General features: G+C 69.5%; 11 protein-coding genes. 5 read left to right on the top strand and 6 right to left on the bottom strand.

Going from position 1 to position 19639, the window contains the following annotated elements:
• Nucleotides 1-37: 37 nt before the first annotated feature.
• On the bottom strand, nucleotides 38-4237 hold the full coding sequence (locus ACXNSR_RS12455) for a ricin-type beta-trefoil lectin domain protein (RefSeq protein ID WP_458642130.1): 4200 nt from the start codon (nucleotides 4235-4237) through the stop codon (nucleotides 38-40).
• 385 nt (nucleotides 4238-4622) lie between these two features.
• On the opposite strand from ACXNSR_RS12455, the gene ACXNSR_RS12450 reads away from it, so the two are divergent.
• Together ACXNSR_RS12450 and ACXNSR_RS12445 are read left to right on the top strand one after the other, a co-directional pair.
• Complete coding sequence (locus ACXNSR_RS12450) at nucleotides 4623-12266, top strand: polymorphic toxin-type HINT domain-containing protein (protein WP_458642129.1); 7644 nt, start codon at nucleotides 4623-4625, stop codon at nucleotides 12264-12266.
• 521 nt (nucleotides 12267-12787) lie between these two features.
• Nucleotides 12788-13303, top strand: coding sequence for a YcxB family protein (locus ACXNSR_RS12445; RefSeq protein ID WP_458642128.1), 516 nt, complete (start codon nucleotides 12788-12790; stop codon nucleotides 13301-13303).
• A 39-nt stretch (nucleotides 13304-13342) separates the two neighbouring features.
• Here ACXNSR_RS12445 and ACXNSR_RS12440 read toward each other — a convergent pair whose 3' ends face one another.
• The 4 genes from ACXNSR_RS12440 to ACXNSR_RS12425 all read right to left on the bottom strand — a co-directional run bounded on the left by ACXNSR_RS12440 (nucleotide 13343) and on the right by ACXNSR_RS12425 (nucleotide 15226).
• Nucleotides 13343-13771, bottom strand: a complete 429-nt coding sequence (locus ACXNSR_RS12440; RefSeq protein ID WP_458642127.1) for a hypothetical protein — start codon at nucleotides 13769-13771, stop codon at nucleotides 13343-13345.
• Between the two features lie 78 nt (nucleotides 13772-13849).
• Nucleotides 13850-14134 carry a hypothetical protein gene (locus ACXNSR_RS12435; RefSeq protein ID WP_458642126.1) on the bottom strand — a complete coding sequence of 95 codons (285 nt, stop codon included), beginning with the start codon at nucleotides 14132-14134 and terminating at the stop codon, nucleotides 13850-13852.
• Nucleotides 14121-14675, bottom strand: coding sequence for an RNA polymerase sigma factor (locus ACXNSR_RS12430; protein ID WP_458642125.1), 555 nt, complete (start codon nucleotides 14673-14675; stop codon nucleotides 14121-14123). The genes ACXNSR_RS12435 and ACXNSR_RS12430 overlap by 14 nt, the downstream gene beginning before the upstream one ends.
• Before the next feature lie 197 nt (nucleotides 14676-14872).
• The gene (locus ACXNSR_RS12425; protein WP_458643285.1) at nucleotides 14873-15226 is read right to left on the bottom strand and encodes a DNA-binding response regulator; all 354 of its coding nucleotides are present in this window, start codon (nucleotides 15224-15226) and stop codon (nucleotides 14873-14875) included.
• 253 nt (nucleotides 15227-15479) lie between these two features.
• Here ACXNSR_RS12425 and ACXNSR_RS12420 point away from each other — a divergent pair, with 253 nt between their 5' ends.
• The 3 genes from ACXNSR_RS12420 to ACXNSR_RS12410 are packed head-to-tail and all read left to right on the top strand — an operon-like array spanning nucleotide 15480 to nucleotide 18403.
• A complete protein-coding gene (locus tag ACXNSR_RS12420) occupies nucleotides 15480-16334 on the top strand; it encodes a MaoC/PaaZ C-terminal domain-containing protein (protein ID WP_458642124.1) in 855 nt (284 codons plus the stop codon).
• Between the two features lie 26 nt (nucleotides 16335-16360).
• Nucleotides 16361-17437 (top strand): Zn-dependent alcohol dehydrogenase, encoded by a 1077-nt coding sequence (locus ACXNSR_RS12415; RefSeq protein ID WP_458642123.1) that lies wholly within the window; start codon nucleotides 16361-16363, stop codon nucleotides 17435-17437.
• 24 nt (nucleotides 17438-17461) lie between these two features.
• The gene (locus tag ACXNSR_RS12410) at nucleotides 17462-18403 is read left to right on the top strand and encodes a 3-oxoacyl-ACP reductase (RefSeq protein WP_458642122.1); all 942 of its coding nucleotides are present in this window, start codon (nucleotides 17462-17464) and stop codon (nucleotides 18401-18403) included.
• Nucleotides 18404-18431: 28 nt separating this feature from the next.
• Here the strand turns inward: ACXNSR_RS12410 and ACXNSR_RS12405 are convergent, their stop codons facing one another.
• Nucleotides 18432-19508, bottom strand: a complete 1077-nt coding sequence (locus ACXNSR_RS12405; RefSeq protein ID WP_458642121.1) for a hypothetical protein — start codon at nucleotides 19506-19508, stop codon at nucleotides 18432-18434.
• Nucleotides 19509-19639 lie beyond the last annotated feature (131 nt).

Raw genomic sequence — 19639 nt, 5'->3', positions numbered from 1 at the left:
GGGTGGGGAGACCGCAGTCCTGTTCGGAGAGTGGTGGCTACGGACTGGGGACGGGCAGAGACGTCCCGGTCAGAGCAGGGATGCTCCAGCGTTGGGCGTCTGAGAGGTTGCAGTCGAACAGCCAGAGCTGGGTGCCCGGAGTGGTGTTGAAGTTGCCGAGGTCGATGCAGCGGCCGGAGGCCGGGTTGTACAAGGAACCGTCGGCCCGGGGTACGAACAGCTGATTCGGGCCACGATGGCAGGTGTACAGCTGGAGCAGGGTCGTGTTGGCCGTCCCCGCCCACGCGGCATCGACGCACTTGCCCTGGATGCCGAGTGTTCCGTCGCCCCGGACCTCGAAGTTCTGGGCCGGGCTGCCGTTGCAGTTCGTGATCTGGATCCTGTTGCCGTCGTCGGGCCTGGCGTAGTCGTTGTCCATGCAGTTGGCGGGGGCAGCCGTCAGTGCGATCGGGCCGGCCGCTCCGGGCGCGGTGGGAGTGGCTGCGTAGGGATAGACGGCGAAGTTGCTGACGCCACCCGTGAGGCTGTCGTGCGGAGTCCCGTCGGCCTTGAACCGGCCGAGGACGAGTGGTCCGGTCGAGGCGGGGCTGCTGGAGGCCTGGTGCTGCCCGCTGCCGGCCAGGACGCCGTTGACGTAGAGGCTCATCAGGCCGCTTTCGGCGTTGTAGACGGCCGTCAGGCGGGTCCAGACGTTGGGGGTGTACCGCGCGACGTCATTGGTGGCGTAGGTGAAGTCGAAGGGCCATCCGTCGGTGTCCGCATTGGCCAGCGCGAAGTGCCACTTGGAGCTGGATCCATCGGCGTACAGGATGAACGAACTGCTTCGGTTCGTGTCCTGGCTGGCGATGATGCTGGTCTTGGTACCGGGCTTCGCCCAGGTGCTGATGGTGAAGCTCTTCTTGGTGTCGATGACCGGGGCGTTGGCCGTGATGGTCGACTGAGCGCCCTTGAATTCGGCGTACGTGGTCTGGCGGCCGCCGACGGAATCGGTGGACCACGTGATTCCGGTGGGGGTCGCGGGGTACTTGCCGTCGGTGCTCGGCGTGGTGCTGCCGCTCTGGCCGGTCAGCTTCCACTGCGCCGCGGGTATGTTGAGGTTGCCCAGCGACAGGGGGGTCGGCGAGAAGCCGGTGGCCGTCCCGCTGAAGGCCACGAGCTGCTGGGTGGCGTTGATCGCCCACAGGTCGGCGCGCCCGTCGCTGTTGAGATCTCCGTAGGAGCCGACCTGCGGGTACACCGAGGCGTCGAGCGTCGAGATGGCGGCCGCGGGCGCCTGCGCCGAGGGCGGTGCCAGCAGCGCGGTGGGAATGCCGTTGGCATCGAACTTCAGCGCGTAGCTGTGGATGCGCCCGGTGGTGTCGTCGCGCGCCCAGAGCGTGGGAGTCCCACCGATCCTGCCCGGAGCGATGAGGGTGGTACGCGACCAGTCACCGGAGCTGAGCAGCATGCCCTGGTCGAGGTGCAGGCCGCCGAAGGAGGTGCCGGGGTAGTACCAGAGGCGGTTGTCCTCGATGGTGATCAGGTCCGCGAGCCCGCGAGGGTTGTCGAAGCTGCCCGGGGCGAGGATCTGGGTGACCTTCGACCAGTCCGCCACGTACCCGGTGCACTGTGCCGCCGGATTGCACGCAGGCTTGCTCGAGATGTGCATGACGTTCTGGGTGAGGCTGAAGTGCCCCGGCGTCCCGTTGCTGGACGCGTCGTTCCCGTAGGCGTACAGCTGACGGGTGTTCTTGTTGTAGGCGAAGATGTCGTCCACGCCCGACTGGCTGAGGCTGCCGCGGTGGCTGACGAGGTAGTTGTCCCAGCCGGTGCGGTCCGGGCTCTGGGCCGCCGTCGACGCGGTGACGGCAGTGGCGGAGGCGTCGGTGTTGCCCGGGACGAGGAGGAGGCTGCCGCTGCCGCTCCGGTCCGGCCTCAGCGTGTCCGGTATCCCGTCGCCCGTGACGTCTCCGGCGGTGACCGGCGTCGCCGGGTTCCAGGGTGCGTAGAAGCTGTACCCGGCGGGCCGGGCGTTGTTCGCCCCGTCGACGGCCTGGACGTAGAGGGTGTGCGTGCCCCACTGCTGGGCGGTGAGGTTGATCGGGATGTTCGCGGTGGCGACGCCGTTCGCGTCGGGAGTGACGGTGACCGACTGTGCGCCGGTCGTGGGAATGGGTGCGTCGAGTGCGTACTCGAATCGGCGGATGTCGCTCTTGATGCAGGCCGCGAGCTCACATCCGGTGGGGAGGACGTCCTTGCTGGACACGGCGATGGTGATGCCGGAGTCGCCGGCGTGGGCGGTGGGCGTGCGGCCGCTGGCGAGCGGAGGGAACGCCTTCGAATCGGCGAAGGCGACAGCCGTGGGCGGCGTCAGGTCGACCTTGAAGCCGCAGTACGAGGTCCAGGGGCCTTCCAGGGTGCCGTCGAAGGCCTTGACGCTCCAGCCGTAGGCATGGCCGTCGGCAAGTGCGATCCCGACGTTGGTGCGTGCCGTGGTGCCCGGCGCGACGTAGGTGCTCCTCGGCTCGGAGACGGTGGCGGGGGCACCGCTGCCGTTGTTCTTCATGTCGTCCCAGACCTGGTAGACGGCCTGGAGGTTCACGCCCTCCATGGGCGTCGTCAGACGGGCGTTGAGCGTGAGGTTGGTCGCTCCGTTGGTCGTGGAGGTTCTGCCGATCCAGCCCCGGGAGCCGTTGTCGCAGGCCGCGCCGGCCGGGTTCGCGGAGTCGGGGGTGGTGCTCGGGGAGTCCGGGGCGTAGGGCGGGATGTCGAAGACCGTCACCAGGTACGGGTTGGTGCTGAACCGCATGAAGCCGAGGTTCGAGATGGTCTTGCGGCTGTCGCCGTAGAGCCCGAAGGTCCAGGTGTCGGCGTCCTGTGACGCCCCCTGCCGGATGCGGTCGGTGACATCGAAGTTGACGTTCCGGTAGCCGCAGTCGTTGGCGGGGCTGGCGCTCGCGACCTGCTGGGTGCCGATCGTGGCGATCGCGGAGGGCCGCCTGTTCCAGTTCGTGCCGCTGTTGATGCCGTTCGTGTGCTTCAGGGTGAGTGGCCAGGTGTTCGAGCAGCCGTGGTCCGCGCTGTACGTCTCGGTCAGGTACAGGGTTGACTTCTGGATCACCATCTGAGGCGTGAGAGCGCTCGTGTTGATCTCGAAGAACGATTCCTGCATTCCGAAGCAGTTGGACGTGTACTGCTGGTAGCCGACACCCTCGCCCCAGTCCTGCGCGGTGTCGTAGGTGTTGGCTCCGGGACAGCCCTCCTGGGCCACCACGTAGTGGCCGGTCCCCGAAGTCACAGGGTTGACGACGGGGTCGATGAAGACGGGGTAGACGGTCTTCTGCCCCGTCAGCAGCTCCAGGTCGGGGGCCAGGGTCACGGCATCAGGCTGTGCCGACACACCGATCGGCCTGACCTGGGCACCGTCCCCGGGGCGGGCGGCCGACGACCTGGCCGGGGCTTGGACGAGAGGACCGGGGAGAGGCCCCGGGCCCTCGGCAGACGCCGAGCTGCGGCCGGCGAGGAAGCTCTTGCCCGTGAGGCCCTTCTGCCCGGCCTCGGTGCTGGAGTCCCACATGAGGGGGGTGGCGCTGGTGAACGCGGCGGCACCGTCGGGTGTGGCGGCCTGGAGGTTTCCGGCCGCGTCACTGCCCACGGTCAGGCCTTCGGCCTCGGTGGCCAGCCGCAGGCTGCGCAGTGCGGGATTCGCCGCCGCCTCGGCGTTGTGGACGATCAGCACCTCGCTGAACGATCCCTGGTCGCTGACGGATGCCTGCAGGTCCACGCCGGGCAGGACGTTCGGGTACAGGGCGCTGCTGCCGCTGACCCGGGGGGCGGGCAGTGCGACGGGGAAGGACAGGGACAGCCGACGGCCCTTGTCGTTCGTCAGTGTGGCCAGCGGCCCGGAGCCGCCGCCCGAGAGCGAGACGCCGGAAGGCGTGGCCCTGGGGCTGTACGTACCGTCCTCATTGCGCTGCAGGGTGGCATCGAGGGCGGTCCACTTCCCCGACTTGAGCACGCGAACGGGCTTGATGTGGGACGTGGTGCTGAGCGTCCCGTCCGGATGCGCGACGGTCTCCGTGGTCGTGGTGGTCAGTGCGGGGACCGGGACCGGCTTCTGCTCGAGCTTGGCCTGTCGCAGAGCCGTCGGGAGCGGGCCGTCGGCTGTGGGCTGAACTGCCTTGACAGGAGCCGTGGTTGGCGTGGTGTTGGCTGTGGCGGCGATCGCCAGGGGCGCTGTGGCGAGCACGATGCCCACGGATGTGACCAAACTGACAGCGCGTCTGGTGCGTCGACGTGGATGGTGGCGCATACGGGTTCATTCCCCCCAAGAAAGGCTTGTGCTGAGGACTCCGGCCCCGCCGTTCCGTGTCCAACTCACGTGTTCCGAAGCGGGCTTTCGGCTCATGCTGGAGGAGGCGGGGGTGGATCCGCGGGAAGGCTATTGCGTTTGCATGTACACAACAATACTGTTCCGCTGATCTTGTGAGGCCGACTGCGGCCTCTTCTCTTTTACGGCCCCCCGGGGCCGCGCACTTGGGGTGGGGACTGTCGAGGTGCGTTCATCGATGCGTTGGCCTGCCGCTATGCCTGTAAGAGGCTGGCGGCGACGGGCCTTTGTTGCCGTGGCCATGACGGCTGCGATGTCCGTTGTCGTGCCGCTGGCCAATGCGGAAACGGTCGGCGGCTACCGTTACACGGGTAAATCCTGGCGTGACGGTGAACTGCCGGACCTGCCCGTGGTCAAGGGACACCCGGCCGGCCAGGCGGCGAAGCAGGTGCTTCCTCGCGTACCTCAGGGTGCGCGTGAGATGCGCGTGCACCAGGCCAAGACGCCCAAGTGGCCCGCCGCGCGGACCGAAACCGTCAAGGTGGCCGACTCGTCGCGACAAGTGCGCGGCATGGGCCGGTCGGCGGACAGCGGCATGGACCCGGCAGGCGGGCCGGTCCAGGCCGGCACGTCACCCGTATGGATCGCGCCGGCCGCCTCGGCGCCCGCCGCCCGGTCGACGGCGGGGGCGGCGAACGCACCCGCTGCCGACAGCCGCCTGACCACGGTCCGGGTGGAGACGGCCGGCCGGAAGCAGGCCGCCGCGGCGAACGTGAACGGCATTCTGGTCGGCCTCACACCGGCCGATGATGCCGCCACCGGCGGCAAGGTCTCCGTCGGACTCGACTACAGCGCACTGGCCAATGCCTACGGCGGCGGTTGGGCTTCGCGACTGCACCTCGTGGCGATGCCCGGGTGTGCGCTCACCACTCCGGACGTCCCCGTTTGCCGCGTCCAGCAGCCGCTGCGGACGGTCAACGACCCGAAGGCGCAGCGACTCACCGCCGATGTGAACGTGGGCACCAGTGCCGCACCGTTCAAGGACGCGGCTCTGTCAGGCCAGCGGCGGACGATGGCCGCGGCCGCAGGCAGCCGATCCGTCGCCGTCGCAGCGGTGTCGGGCACGGCCGGCTCGCAGGGCGACTACGGCGCGACGTCTCTCTCGGCTTCGGGATCGTGGGCACAGTCGGCCTCCGGCGCCTTCACGTACAGCTACCCGGTAGCGGTCCCGCCCTCCCTGGGCGGAGCCGCACCGTCCGTGGCGCTCACCTACAACTCGCAGTCCGTCGACGGCAAGACGTCGGCCCGCAACTCGCAGGCTTCCTGGATCGGCGACGGCTGGGGCTACAGCCCCGGCTTCATCGAGCGCTCCTACAAGCCCTGCAAGTACTCGGGCATCGAGGATTCGGGCGACCAGTGCTGGGCGGGCTACAACGCGACGCTGTCACTCGGAGCTCACACCGGCCAGCTCGTCCGCGGCGGCGACGGCGTCTACCGGCTGGAGTCCGACGACGGCACCAAGATCGAGCGACTGACCGGCGCGACGAACGACCTCTGGGAAGGCGAGTACTTCAAGGTCACCACGACCGACGGCACCGCCTACTACCTCGGTCTGAACCACGCGCCCGGCACGTCCGGCGACACCGCGACCAACAGTGCCTGGGGTGTGCCGCTCTACCACCCCAAGTCGGACGACCCGTGCCACACCTCGGCCAAGGGCAACGAATCGCAGTGCGACAAGCAGGCCGGCTACCGCTTCAACCTGGACTTCGTCGTCGACCCGCACGGCAACGTCCAGCGGTACGACTACGCGACCGAGTCGAACTACTACAACATGGGCTACGGCCAGGTCGTCAAGGACGGCAAGGGCGGCACCCTGACGCAGTACACCCGTTCGGGCTACCTGAAGCGCATCTCCTACGGCTACAAGCTCGCCGACGCGGTCGCCGGCAAGGACCCCGCGGCCCGGATCGCCTTCGACACCAAGCAGCGGTGCACCACGTCGGACACGGTGTGCGCGGACGGCAACCTGTCGAAGGACACGGCGAAGAACTGGCCGGACGTCCCGTACGACATCAACTGCCCCTCCGACTACAAGACGGAGGGCGAGGGCGACGACGTCTGCCGTTTCGGTTCGCCCACGTTCTGGTCCACTTACCGCCTCAAGGACATCACCACCCAGGTCAAGATCGGTACCGCCTGGCAGGACGTCGACTCCTACAGCCTGACCCACGTCTTCTCGGACGCGGGCGGTGTGATGGACCCCGTCACCGGCAAGACCGGAAAGACGGAGAGCGCCGGCATGCTCCAGTCGGTGATGTGGCTGTCCTCCATTCAGCACACCGGCCGTGACACCACCGCGGGCGGCGACAAGCCCATCACGCTGGACCCGGTCACCTTCACCGGCATCGAGATGGACAACCGCGTCGACGGTCTGGAACCGGCGGCCCCGCCCCTGTACCGTCCCCGCATCTCCAGCGTCCGGACGGAATCCGGCGAGTCCTCGGCGGTCACCTACCGCGAGCCCGAGTGCTCCCGCACCAAGAACACGATGCCGGTGTCGGCGGACAGCAACACGATGGCCTGCTACCCGGTCAACTGGTACCCGTCGGGCGCAGCCGAGCCCGTGGCCGACTGGTTCGTGAAGACCCTCGTCACCCAGGTGGTCAACAGCGACCTCACGAAGGCCGGCTCGCCGGCCAAGGTCACCAGCTATGCCTACGACGGCGGCGCGGCATGGCACCGTGACGACTCCGAACTCACCGACGACCAGTACCGGACGTGGAACGACTTCCGGGGATACCGCAGCGTCACCACGACCTCCGGTGTGGCTCCGGACCCGGTCATCCAGACCGTCTCCACCTACCTGCAGGGGATGGACGGCGACTACAAGCAGGACGGCACCAAGCGGTCCGTGTCGGTGACGAACTCGCTCGGTGAGTCCTTCCCCGACAGCGACTGGCTGGCCGGTGCCACTCTGGAGTCCCAGACCTTCACGGCCGCCGGCGGCACGGTCACTGCGAAGTCCCTCAACGGGCCGCTCACCACGGTCGACACCAGCTCCAGTACCCGGAAGGCCTGGACCTCGAAGGACCCCGAGCCGGCCTCCCTCTCGACGCTGCCCGACCTGGTGTCCCGTCGTTCGACGGAGGTGACCAACCGGTCGATGGGCCTCCTTTCCACCGGCAGTTGGCGTACGTCCAAGAAGGTCACGACCTACGACAGTCTCGGCCGGGTGCACCAGGTCGACGACAAGGGTGACGTCACCGCGCCCGAGCAGGAGAACTGCACCACCACCGAGTACGCATCGGCGCCGTCGGACAACCCGATGATGCTGACGTACCCGAGCGAGATCCTCTCGGTCTCCGGCCCGTGCGGCACCAAGCCCGGCAAGGACACGACCCTCAGCCACAAGCGGATCTTCTACGACGGCGACGGCTCCGTGACGAGCCCCGGCACCTACGGGAAGCTCGGCCAGAGCTGGGCCTCCGACGGCAAGACGCACTCGGTCGGCCAGATGACGGCCGTGCAGGTCGCGACCAAGTACGACGGTGCGGGCAATCCCGTCTTCCAGGTGAACGGCGGCTTGGTGTACGACGACTACGGTCGTGTCACCAAGCAGAACGACGTGGCGTCCCAGACCACCACCATCACCTTCTCCCCCGACTCGGGCACGCTCCCGACACAGGTCACCACGACCTACCCCCAGCCGTACAACTGGACGGCCACGACGGACGTATCCCCGACACGCGGTCTCGACAAGCGGTCGGTCGATGTCAACGGCCGTGTCACCAGTAGCACCTACGACACCCTGGGGCGGCGTACCGCGGTCTGGACGCCGGGCCGCGACCGGGCGAAGCAGACCCCGGACCGCAAGTTCACCTACTCCGTCAACGGCGCGGGCGACAGCCCGAACCCCTCGGCCGTCACCACCGAGACGCTTCGCGAGGACGGGAGCTACGGCAAGTCCGTCACGATCTACGACGGACTGCTGCGGGCCCGTCAGCAGCAGTCGACCACGGCGGACAATTCCGCGGGCCGTCTGATCTCCTCCACCTCGTACGACAGCCACGGCTGGACGGTATCCAGCATCGCGACGTACGCGGATCCGACCACGGATCCGGGCACCACGCTGTGGGTGGAGACCGAGAACACGGTCCCGAGCCAGACGCGACAGGTCTACGACGGTCAGGGCCGGGTCATCGCCAACCAGCAGTGGTCGAAGGGCGCCAAGCTCTGGGAGGCCACCACGTCCTATCCGGGCGTCGACAAGACGGTCAACACACCGCCGAAGGGCGGTCAGGCGGAGGCCCGTTACACCAACGCCATCGGTCAGACGACGGCCACCCAGACCCTCGACACCACGGCGGACCGCAAGCTGACGGCCGGCACCGTCATCCAGTCGGGCACGACGTTCTCCTCCAAGAGCGTCCGGCTCGACATGCAGGCGGACGGCAACCTCGTCCTGACGGGCATCGCAGGCGGCAAGGTCCTGTGGTCCTCGGGCACCGCGGGCAACCCGGGTGCGAGCGCCACGGTCCGCGCCGACGGCAACCTGGTCGTCACCAGCACCACAGGGACGGCCCTGTGGACATCCGGCACGGGCACCACCGGAGCCACCGGCGGATACGCCATCGTCAAGGCCGACGGCAACTTCCGCATGTACAACGCCGCCGGTACCGCCATCTGGTCGTCGGGAACCGCCGGGAAGGCGGCTGCCGCCGACACCAAGACCTCTTACACCTACACGCCCGCAGGCGCCGTCAAGTCCATCAGCGACACCGTCGGCAACAAGTGGACCTACACCTACGACCTGCTCGGCCAGAAGATCTCCCAGACCGACCCGGACACGGGCCTCTCGACCTTCGGCTACGACGTCTTCGGCCGGCAGACCCTGAGCACCGACGCCCTGGGCAAGAGCATCGCGACCACCTACGACTCGCTGGGCCGCAAGACCGGTGAGTACGAAGGCGCCAGCACCACCGACCAGTCCAAGAAGCTGGCCGAGTGGACGTACGACACCCTCCTCAAGGGGCGGATGACGTCCTCGACCCGATTCGTGGGGGGTGCGGGCGGAACGGCTTATACGAAGAAGATCAACGGCTACAACACGGCCTACCAGCCCACCGGCTCCACCGTGGTCATCCCCGCGGCGGAGGGCAAGCTCGCCGGTACCTACACGGCGACCTCCGAGTACACCCCCACCGTGGGCCTGCTGCAGTCCACCTCCTTCGGGGAGGACGGCGGGCTGCCGGCCGAGACGGTCGGCTACGGGTACAACCTCCAGGGCCTCACGACGGAGTTCGGCTCCCGCACGACCCCGTATCTGAACAAGAGCATTTACACGCCGCTCGGGCAGGTCGTCCAGTCCACCTACGGCGTCTTCGGGAAGCAGTTCCGCACCGCCCAGACCTATGACCAGGCGACCAGCAGGCTCGCCACCAACACGGTGAGCCTGCAGACCAGCAGCAACAGCCCGCTCGACGCCACCACCTACGCCTACGACGAGGCCGGTAACCTCACCGGCACGTCCACGGTGCAGTCCAGCGGTGGCGCGGTCACCGGCACCGACACCCAGTGCTTCCTCTACGACGGGCAGAACCGCCTGTCCGAGGCTTGGACGGACACCAAGGGCCTGGCAGCCGCGAAGCCCGGACAGATATCCAAGTGCAACACCGCGCTTCCGAAGGCCGCCACCATCGGCGGGCCCAACCCGTACTGGCAGAGCTACACGTACAACCTGCTCGGTGACCGGACCCAGCAGGTCAAGCACGACACGGCGGGCAACCCGCTCAAGAACGTCACCCAGAACATCACCTACCCCGGCAACGGCACCACGCCGGCCGCCCAGCCCAACACGGCGACGACGATCACCACGACGGGGCCGGACGGCACGACCACCCTCACCCCGCACTACGACGCCGTCGGCAATACCACCAGCCGGGACACGAAGGTCGGCGCCGCCGCGGCCACGACCCAGACGTTCACCTACAACGTCAAGGGCCGTACCGACAGCGTCGTCACCCCCAAGCCCGCCGGCGGAACGCTCACCTCCAACTACCTGTACGACGCCGACGGCGGCATGCTGATCCAGCGAGGGGCGGACGGCGACACCCTCTACCTCTTCGGAGGCGCCGAACAGCTCACTCTGAACAAGTCGTCGCGCACGGTCTCAGGCCTGCGCAATTACAAGGGTCCGGACGGCACGAAGATCACCCGCTCCTCCACCGGCGCGGTCGTCTACCAGGCAACGAACCCGCAGAACACGTCACAGCTCCAGGTCGACGCGGCAACGCTCAACGTGACGCGCAGGGCCTTCGACCCGTACGGAGCCCAGCGGGGCCCGGCACCGCCGGCCTGGGCCGACAACCGCGGATACCTGGGCCAGCCCACGGACACGGCCACCGGCCTCAGTCTTCTCGGCGCCCGCAACTACGACCCCGTCATAGGCCGCTTCCTGACCTGTGACCCGGTCTTCGAAGCCGGTGACCCGAACCAGATGGGCGGCTACGCCTACGCGGGCAACGACCCCGTCAACGCGAGCGACCCCTCAGGCCTGTGGACCTGGGGTGGCCTCGGTGACTTCTTCACCGGCGCCATCGACGGTGCCTTCGGCGGCGCGAACGAGCTCTGGATCAACCCGGGGGCCTGGCTCCTCGACAACTGCGTCGAAATCTGGAACGGCGACAACGAGACCTTCAACGACTGGACGGGCTGGGAAGGCAGCGACTACGAGGTCCCCAACCTGTGGGGCGACGAGCCTGCCGCCGAGCTCTTCGGAACCGACCCGACCTCGGAGCGGTACGAGCAGGGCTACTGGACGGGCTTCATCGGCTCACTGGCCATAGACGGTGTCGCAGCCTTCAAGCTCGTCAAGGGATACCGTGCCGCTGTCAGAGCCGCAGAGGCGGCCGATAGCGGCGCCGCGCCCCTGAACAAGCTCCTCGACGACGAAGTCCCCACCCCGTCAACGAAGGAAACCCCGCACGAAAACGCCCCGGACACCACAGCTCCGAGCGAACCGGGCGCAGGTACCCCGAAGGAACCGAGCCCGGCCGAGCCCGCAAGCGACGGCACCTGCAGCTTCTCGCCCGAGACCCCGGTCCTGCTGGGCAACGGCGAGACCAAGGCGATCGCCGAGATCACTCCGGGCGACGAGGTGGAAGCCGCCGACCCGGAGACGGGAGAGGTCTCGGGCGGCCGCTCCGTCGTGGCCACCTGGGCTCACGACGACAGCGACCTCATCGACCTCGTCGTGGAGGTCGCCCCCGGCGACGAGCAGACGCTGCACACCACGGCGGAGCACCCCTTCTGGGACGAGACCACTCGAACCTGGGTGCCGGCTGCGGAGTTGACCCCCGGCCACGCCCTGATTACCCCGGACGCCCGCGAGATCCGGGTGCTCGACGTCCGGCCGACCCCCGGCACGGCCACCCGGTACAACCTGACCGTCGACGAGCTCCACACGTACTATGTTGTGGCGGGCGCCACTCCGATCCTCGTCCACAACGCGTGCGGTCCTGAAATTCAGGACCTCGGTGAGATGACGAGTGGCAGTGAAACGAATATTTGGACCATGAGCTCTCGGGACAAGGGCCTTGCGTTCGAGGAGCAGATGGGGTTCTCGAACCTTCCGACAAATCATCAGGCTTTTGATCAGTTTGAGCCTGACACGGGTATCGCGATCAGCCTCAAGGCTATGGATACGGGCCTCCCCAGTTTTCAGCTCAAGGGAACGCTTTATCAGCGACTCAAGGGGGCGGTTGACGATGCGGCCAATTATGACGGCGTAGGTCCTTATGCGTTCACCAACCCGGCGAACATTGGGAGTCGCTCGGTCTATGTCATTGTAAGGTCCGGGACTTTGAGCGATATGCACCTGGGTCAGATGTCCAGGGCTGTGGAATACGCGCAGGGGAGAGGGGTTAATCTCCTCTTCGGGCAGACGAGCGGATAGTTCGATGAGAGGGGCCGGGCGTGGGGTACGACTTCCATATCACGCGAGCTGATCTGTGGACCGAGAGTGAAAATCAACCAATCGCTCGCGAGGAGTGGGAGGCTCTTGCCGGAGGGAATTCGAAGCTGGAGCGCCAGGGTTTTGTCCGATGGGTGGACATCGGAATGCAGCCTGTTTATGGAATTTCTGCTTCTTCGGCATCCTTCTCGTGGAGGCATGGGCGTGTAGTGGTATCCGGACGCGTCGATGATGATGACTGGGACTTGGCGGAGTCAATTGCGTCCGCCTTGGGGGCCCGACTGGTTGGTGATGACGAGTAGCCCGCCCTTGTTCCGCATTACTGGTGGCCCCGCCGGATCTATTTCCGGTGGGGCCCGCTGTGGTGTCCGGTGGCAGTGGTTGAGGGCCGTGTCAGCGGACGGTGCTGTTGACAAGGGGCGGGCTCTCGCCGGCCCGGCCCGGCCAGAGCTGCTCGATGTCCCTGTGCCTCATGTCGGGGCGGAGCGTTAGGCTCCGCTCCCGTGAGTGAGATACGCGAGGTGTCCTTCAGTGCTACCGGCAGCCTGACCAGGGACGAGTACGACGAAGCCGCCAGGGCGGCGGGGATGTTCCGGCGGGGCCGGATGGTGGGCGCCCTCGGTACGGTCCTGCTCGCTTCGATGGGCGTGACGCTGTCCGCGACCGGCGTCACCGTGCATCCCGTGCCCCTCGGGATCGCGCTGGCGTACGGCCTCGCCGTGCTGCTGGTGCTGCCACGCTGGATGGTGGGCCGGGGCTTCCGCAGCGGCAGGGCCGCCGAGGAGAAGAGGGTCGTGGTGGATGGCACGGGCATCGAGGTGTTCCGCGGCGGGGAGTCGCAGCGGATCGTGTGGGACGAGATGCGCTTCTACTACGAGACGCCCCGGCTCCACGTGTTCGTCGGCCGCTCGCGCCGCCGGACGTGCCTCGTGGCGGTGCCCAAGCGGCTGTTCACGGCCCCGGGCGAGAGCGAGCTCCTCGCCGCCTTCGGGCACGAGCAGGCCGGCGACGGCTCGTAGCGCCCCGGCCCGGCCTGGACCAGGCCGGGCCCGCCCCGGTCAGAGCTTCTGGATGTCCTTGTGCACCACGTCGGAGCCGGGGTGGTCGGCGGCCAGGCGCACCTTGAGCGGGTGGCCGACCGGTGCCTTGATGATGATGTCGGGGTTCTCCCCCAGGCCGGTGCCGTTGCAGGAGGGCTCGGTGGTCAGGTTGGTCCAGCCGTTCACGTTGTGCGGGTCGTTCCACGACACCCAGGCGCAGTCGCGCTCGCCGCTGGTGATCGACACCGAGATGATCCTGACCGCGTTCGCCGCGCCGTCGACGCGCTCGTAGATCACCGTCCCGATGTTGTGGTGGAGGCCCTTGCCGGCGTCCAGGTCGACCTGGAGGACCGGGCCGGCCGGGGTGTCGGCGGCGGCCGGGGCCGCGCCTCCCGCGAGGGTCGCGAGAACGAGCGCGGCGGTGGCGGACAGGGCGGACATACGCATGGTTGCTGCCTCCACGAAGCTGGGTCGAGAGGGTCTCATCCTGCTCCGGCGGGTGGGCGAGCGCTGCTGCGGAATCCGTCAATCGGTGGCCGGGACCGCGTGGTTGACCCTGAGTTCGCAGCGGCCGTCCGTGCACTCCCGGCGCAGCCGGCCCCGGGAGAGCGTCTGGGCCAGCCCGATCACCCAGCACATCGGGCAGCCGCGCAGGGCCACCAGGCCGAGCGGTGCGAGGAGCAGGGTGGCCGGTCCGTAGAACGGGAGGAGGGCGAAGGCGCCGATCAGGGCGCCGAGGCCGACCGCGCCGCGGAGCAGGTGCCGGGGCAGGGAGGAGCTCGCGAAGTCGGGGCCGTCAGTGATCTTCATCGTTGCCTCCGGGAGCCGGGTACAGGGTGTGCCGCAGGGCCGCGCGGGCCCGGTGGAGCCGAGATTTCATCGCGGCGGGGGTGAGCCCGAGCGCGTCCGCCGCCATCCGCCCGCTGTAGCCCTGGACGTCCCGCATGATCAGCACCCGCCGCTGGTCGGCGGGGAGGGCGGCGATCGCCCGCGCCACGCGGGCGGTCTCCAGGTGCTCCAGCACCTCCTCCTCGGCCGACGCCACGGCGGAGTCGGGCAGCGGGGCGCGCTCGCGCGGCGTCAGCCGGGCCCGGCGCAGGCACTCGTTGCGGACGATGCGGAACATCCACGAGGCCAGGGCGCCGGAAGCGCGCAGCATGCCGATCTTCCGGTAGAGGATGATCAGCGCTTCCTGGGCCGCGTCCTCGGCGTCCTCGGGGGAGGCGCACAGCGAGTACGCGAACCTCCGTACGTTCGGGTGCGATCCGGAGACCAGCGCGGTGACCGCATCGAGGTCCCCGCCCTGCGCGGCGAGGATCAGCGGCTCGGCGGGCCAGGTCGACTCAGCCACGGGAGCGGCTCCGACGGCGCGCCACGAGGACGGTGCAGGTGCAGAGCAGGAGCAGTACGACGGCGCCGACGGCGACAGCAGTGATCACGACAACCTCCAGGTCAGTGCCGATCTCGTCGTCGGCACACGCATAAGAGGCGCGGGCGCCGCGAAAGGATTCACCGGGACTCACCGGGATCTTCGCGGATCCACCGGGTTCACCCCAGGGCGGGGTCCACCACCGTCTCGCCCGTCGAGGCGCGCCGGACGCAGTCCGCCAGGTCACCGACCGGGCCGTCCCGCAGCACCAGCCCCACCGCGCCCGCGGCGAGGGCGGCCTCCGCGAGGCCGGGGTGCGCGGAGCCCGTCAGGACGAGTACCCGGCACTCCGGGTCGTCGGCCAGCAGGGCGGTCACGGCCGCGAGCTCCTCCACCAGGGCGACGGCGGGCCGGGCCATGGGATCCCGGACGACCTCGATGTCCGGCTGGAGGCCGAGCTGGAGCGCCAGGGCCGGATTCGGCGGTTCCAGCAGGACGCGCAGGGCGCGCACCTCACGGTGGTCAACAGGCATTTCTTCCACGCGGGCAGGGTATTGCCCCGCCTCCCGCCGGGCGCGCAACACGCCCCGTGCGCAGCGGATCTGACGTGAAGTCAAGAGTCTTCCCAAGTGTGGGGGCGTGCGTTATACATTCCCTCACCGGCCGGGCCTAGAACGCGTTCTAGAACTGGCCGTCGCATGCGACCTCGGCGCGGCCGACGGTGCGGACGGCCGCGCCGAGGTCTTCCACGGCCCCGGTTCTCCAACGACAGGGAGCAGCATCCCCATGCCGATCGATGCCGCCAAGGCCCTCGCCGCCGAACCCCGCCTCGGGGACATCGGCTGGGACCACAAGGACATCCAGCTCTACCACCTCGGCCTCGGCGCGGGCCTGCCGGCCACCGACCCGGACGAGCTGCGCTACACCCTCGAATCCAAGCTCCACGTCCTGCCCAGCTTCGCCACCGTCGCCGGCGCGGGCATGGCCATGATGGGCGGCCTCGCCGCACCCGGCATCGACATCAACCTCGCCAACGTGCTGCACGGCGGCCAGTCCATCGAGCTGCACCGGCCCATCCCCGTCAAGGGCCGGGCCACCTCGACCGCCAGGGTCGCGGCCCTCTACGACAAGGGCAAGGCCGCCGTCGTCGTCCTGCGCACGGAGGTCGCGGATGCCGACGGGCCGCTGTGGACGAGCGACGCGCAGATCTTCGTACGGGGCGAGGGCGGCTTCGGCGGCGAGCGCGGTCCCTCCGTCCGGGAGGAACTGCCCGGGCGTGCCCCCGACCGTACCGAGGAGCGGCACATCCGCGAGGAGCAGGCGCTCCTCTACCGGCTCTCCGGCGACTGGAACCCGCTGCACGCCGACCCCGAGTTCGCCAAGCTGGCCGGCTTCGACCGGCCGATCCTGCACGGCCTGTGCTCGTACGGGATGACCCTCAAGGCCGTCGTCGACACGGCCCTGGGCGGGGACGTCTCCCGGGTCCGCGCCTACCGCACGCGCTTCGCCGGGATCGTCTTCCCGGGCGAGACCCTGCGGATCCGGATGTGGCAGGAGCCCGGCCGGGTCCAGGTCTCGGTGACCGCCGCAGAACGGGACGACGCGCCGGTCCTCGCCGACACCGTCGTCGAACACGCGTAACGCCCGACCACACAAGGAGCCGCACCGTGCGCGCAGCACTGCAGAGCGAGATCGGCCAGGACAAGCTGGAAGTCGTCGACGACATGGAGGCCGTCGGCCTCGGCCCCGGCAAGGTGAAGATCCGGATCAGGGCCACCGGCCTGTGCCACTCGGACCTCTCCGCGATGAGCGGCGTCCTGCCGCAGCCCGCCCCCTTCGTCCCGGGCCACGAGGGCTCCGGGGTGATCTCCGACGTCGGTGACGGGGTCACCGCCCTCAAGCAGGGCGACCGGGTCCTCGTCTGCTGGCTGCCGCCGTGCGGCCACTGTCCGTCCTGCAAGCGCGGCCAGGGCCACCTGTGCCTGGCGAGCCTGGTCAACGCGGGCACCCCCAACTTCCGCCGCGCGGGCGGCGACATCTTCGGCTTCGCCGCGACCGGCACCTTCGCCGAGGAACTCGTGGTCGACGCCGCCTGCGCCGTCCCGATCCCCGACGACGTGCCCTTCGACATCGCCGCGCTCATCGGCTGCGGTGTCACCACCGGGCTCGGCGCCGCCATCAACACCGCCAAGGTGGAGGCCGGATCCTCGGTGGCCGTCATCGGCTGCGGCGGCGTCGGCATCTCCGTCATCCAGGGCGCCAAGGTCCAGGGCGCGGCCCAGATCATCGCCGTCGACCCGGTGGAGTCGCGGCGAGAGGCGGCCCTGCGGTTCGGGGCCACCGAGGCGGTCGGGCCGGAGGCCTTCGACGACGCCAAGAACCGGATCACCGGCGGCGAGGGCTTCGACTACGTCTTCGAGGTCGTCGGCAAGTCCGCCACCGCGCAGACCGCGTACAAGATGACCCGCCGCGGCGGCAGCGTGGTGATCGTCGGCGCGGGCGCGCTGGACGACAACTTCCAGATCGACATGTTCTCGCTCTTCTTCGACGAGAAGAAGATCCTGCCGTCGATGTACGGCGGCGGGGACGTGCTCCGCTCCTACGAGCGCACCATCGCGCTGTGGCGGGCCGGCCGGGTGGACCTGGCGGGCCTGATCACGCACCGGGTGCAGCTCGCCGAGATCAACGACGCGCTCGACCAGATGCGCACGGGTGTCGCCCTGCGCACCTGCATCGAACTCTGACCCGCTCTGAGAGGAACGCTACGGATGTCACTCCCACTTGAGGGCCTCTCCGCCATCGTCACGGGTGCGGGCCGCGGGCTCGGCCGGGCCGAGGCGATCGAGCTCGCGCGGCTCGGCGCGAGCGTGGTCGTCAACGACTTCGGCCAGAGCGGCCGGGACGGCTCCGGGGAGGCCTCGGCCGCCCCGGCGGAGGAGGTCGCCGCGGAGATCCGCGCGGCGGGCGGCCGGGCGGTGGCGCACCTGGGCGACGTGGCCGACTTCGAGCAGGCGCGGGAACTGGTCGGGCTGGCGGTGTCCCGCTTCGGGAAGCTGGACGTCCTGGTCAACAACGCGGGCATCCTGCGCGACCGGATGGTCTTCTCGATGTCGGAGGAGGAGTGGGACTCGGTGATCCGGGTCCACCTCAAGGGCCACTTCAACACGACGCACTTCGCCGCCGCGCACTGGCGGGAGCGGTCCAAGGCGGCGGGCGGCCCGGTCTACGGCCGGATCGTCAACACCTCCTCCGAGGCCTTCCTCGGCGGCTCGGCCGGCCAGCCGAACTACGCGGCGGCCAAGGGCGGCATCGTGGGCCTGACCACCTCGACCGCCCTCGCGCTCGCGAAGTACGGGGTGACGGCGAACGCCATCTGCCCGCGCGCCCGCACCCGGATGACCGAGGACGTCTTCGCCGGCTTCCAGGTCCCGGAGGAGGGCAAGCTGGACGCCCTCGCCCCCGAGCACGTCGCACCGCTCGTCGGGTACCTGGCCTCGCCCGCCGCGGCCAGGGCCAACGGCCAGCTGTTCGTCGTGCACGGCGGGATCGTGGCCGTCATGGAGCGCCCGAAGGTGGCCGCCAAGTTCGACACGGCCAAGGAGTCCTTCTCCTTCGAGGAGCTCGACGAACTCCTGACCCCGCACTACGCGTCCCGCCCGGCGAACGAGACCTTCGCCGCGGCGGAGGTGCTGGGCCTCAAGCACGCCTAGACCGCAGGAAGGCGAGCGCCCTCCGTCCCTATCGCCCGGCCAGCGGTGCCTGCTGGAGGGGGACCGGGCGGGGGGCGGTCGGCGTGGGCGGATCCAGGACCACCGGCGGGGGCTGGGAGGCCGGCAGGCTCAGGCCGACGATCCCGCAGGGCACCTCGGCCGTCGCGTACGGGAGGTGCAGGCGGCCCTGCGGGCTCCACAGACCGGTCCCGCCGAGCCAGCCCGCCGGGGCGCCGAGCCGGAAGACGCGCCGGTCGGCGGGGCGCCACAGGCCGATGTCGCCCTCGGGCAGCCGCAGCGCCACCCCGGAGGTCTCCGGCATCAGGGACTGGCCGGGCTGGGCCGCGAACGGGTACGCGTCCCCCAGCCGGGCCAGGCACTCCGGGAAGCGGACGGGCAGGGAGCTGCCCGACACGCCCCAGCCCAGGCGGGAGGTGCCCGGGGCGTCGGAGCGGATCAGCAGCAGCCCGCTGTCCGGGTCGGCCAGCAGCAGCCGGTCGTCGCTGTCCTCGGTGATCTGGAGCAGCGGGGACACCTCCGTGCGCCCCAGGTCCACGGCGACGGTCTTCGTGATGCCGTCCAGCTCGCGGTCCAGGGCGAGCAGCCGCCCCGACCGGTCCAGCCAGACGCCGCCCGAGCACCGCCCGGGGATCCGGGCGACGGGCTGCGGCCCCGACAGGCCCCCGGCCACCCGCCAGACCGTGCTCACGGTGTCCTCCGCGGCCAGGGCGAAGGCACCGGATCCGTCCGGGCACGGCGGGAGCAGGCGCACCCGTACGCCCTCCCGCGCGTCGACCCCGCCCAGCTGGAGCTCCCCGGTGCTCGGCCCGGTCCCGGCACCCGTCGGGTACAGCAGCGCGAAGGCGTGCCGGTCCGCCACCCGCCGGTGGATCAGCACCCGCCCGTCGGCCAGCGGCAGCACCTCGCTGTCCGCCTCCTCGGGCTGCGCGAGCGGCAGCGGTACCGCGTACGGCTCGGGCCCGGCGAGGGTCCAGCGCTCCGCGTAGAGGGCGTCGCCCTCGCCGGCCAGCCGGGCGGCGTACGACCCGTCCGCGGCGATGCTGAACGCGGCCGTGGTCGTCATTTCGATGGCACAGACGGTCATCCGTGGTCACCTCCGGGGGGGAAGCTAGTTTTCGGGCTTCCCGGCGAACAACACCACCAACAGCGCTTCACACATACGGGTGTCCGGTCGGCGATTCGCGCGTGCCGGACGAGCCGGTTGTGCTGCGCGGG

The organism is Streptomyces sp. NC-S4, assembly GCF_054353315.1.
Note: the sequence above shows the minus strand (reverse complement) of the source record. Positions and strands in the feature narration are given on the sequence as shown.

Excerpts from the sequence above, each read along its gene's own strand:
- ACXNSR_RS12450 (WP_458642129.1), top strand. The coding sequence starts at position 4,623 with ATGTCCGTTGTCGTGCCGCTGGCCAATGCGGAAACGGTCGGCGGCTAC.
- ACXNSR_RS12440 (WP_458642127.1), bottom strand. The coding sequence starts at position 13,771 with ATGCGTATGTCCGCCCTGTCCGCCACCGCCGCGCTCGTTCTCGCGACC.
- ACXNSR_RS12435 (WP_458642126.1), bottom strand. The coding sequence starts at position 14,134 with ATGAAGATCACTGACGGCCCCGACTTCGCGAGCTCCTCCCTGCCCCGG.
- ACXNSR_RS12425 (WP_458643285.1), bottom strand. The coding sequence starts at position 15,226 with ATGCCTGTTGACCACCGTGAGGTGCGCGCCCTGCGCGTCCTGCTGGAA.
- ACXNSR_RS12420 (WP_458642124.1), top strand. The coding sequence starts at position 15,480 with ATGCCGATCGATGCCGCCAAGGCCCTCGCCGCCGAACCCCGCCTCGGG.
- ACXNSR_RS12410 (WP_458642122.1), top strand. The coding sequence starts at position 17,462 with ATGTCACTCCCACTTGAGGGCCTCTCCGCCATCGTCACGGGTGCGGGC.
- ACXNSR_RS12405 (WP_458642121.1), bottom strand. The coding sequence starts at position 19,508 with ATGACCGTCTGTGCCATCGAAATGACGACCACGGCCGCGTTCAGCATC.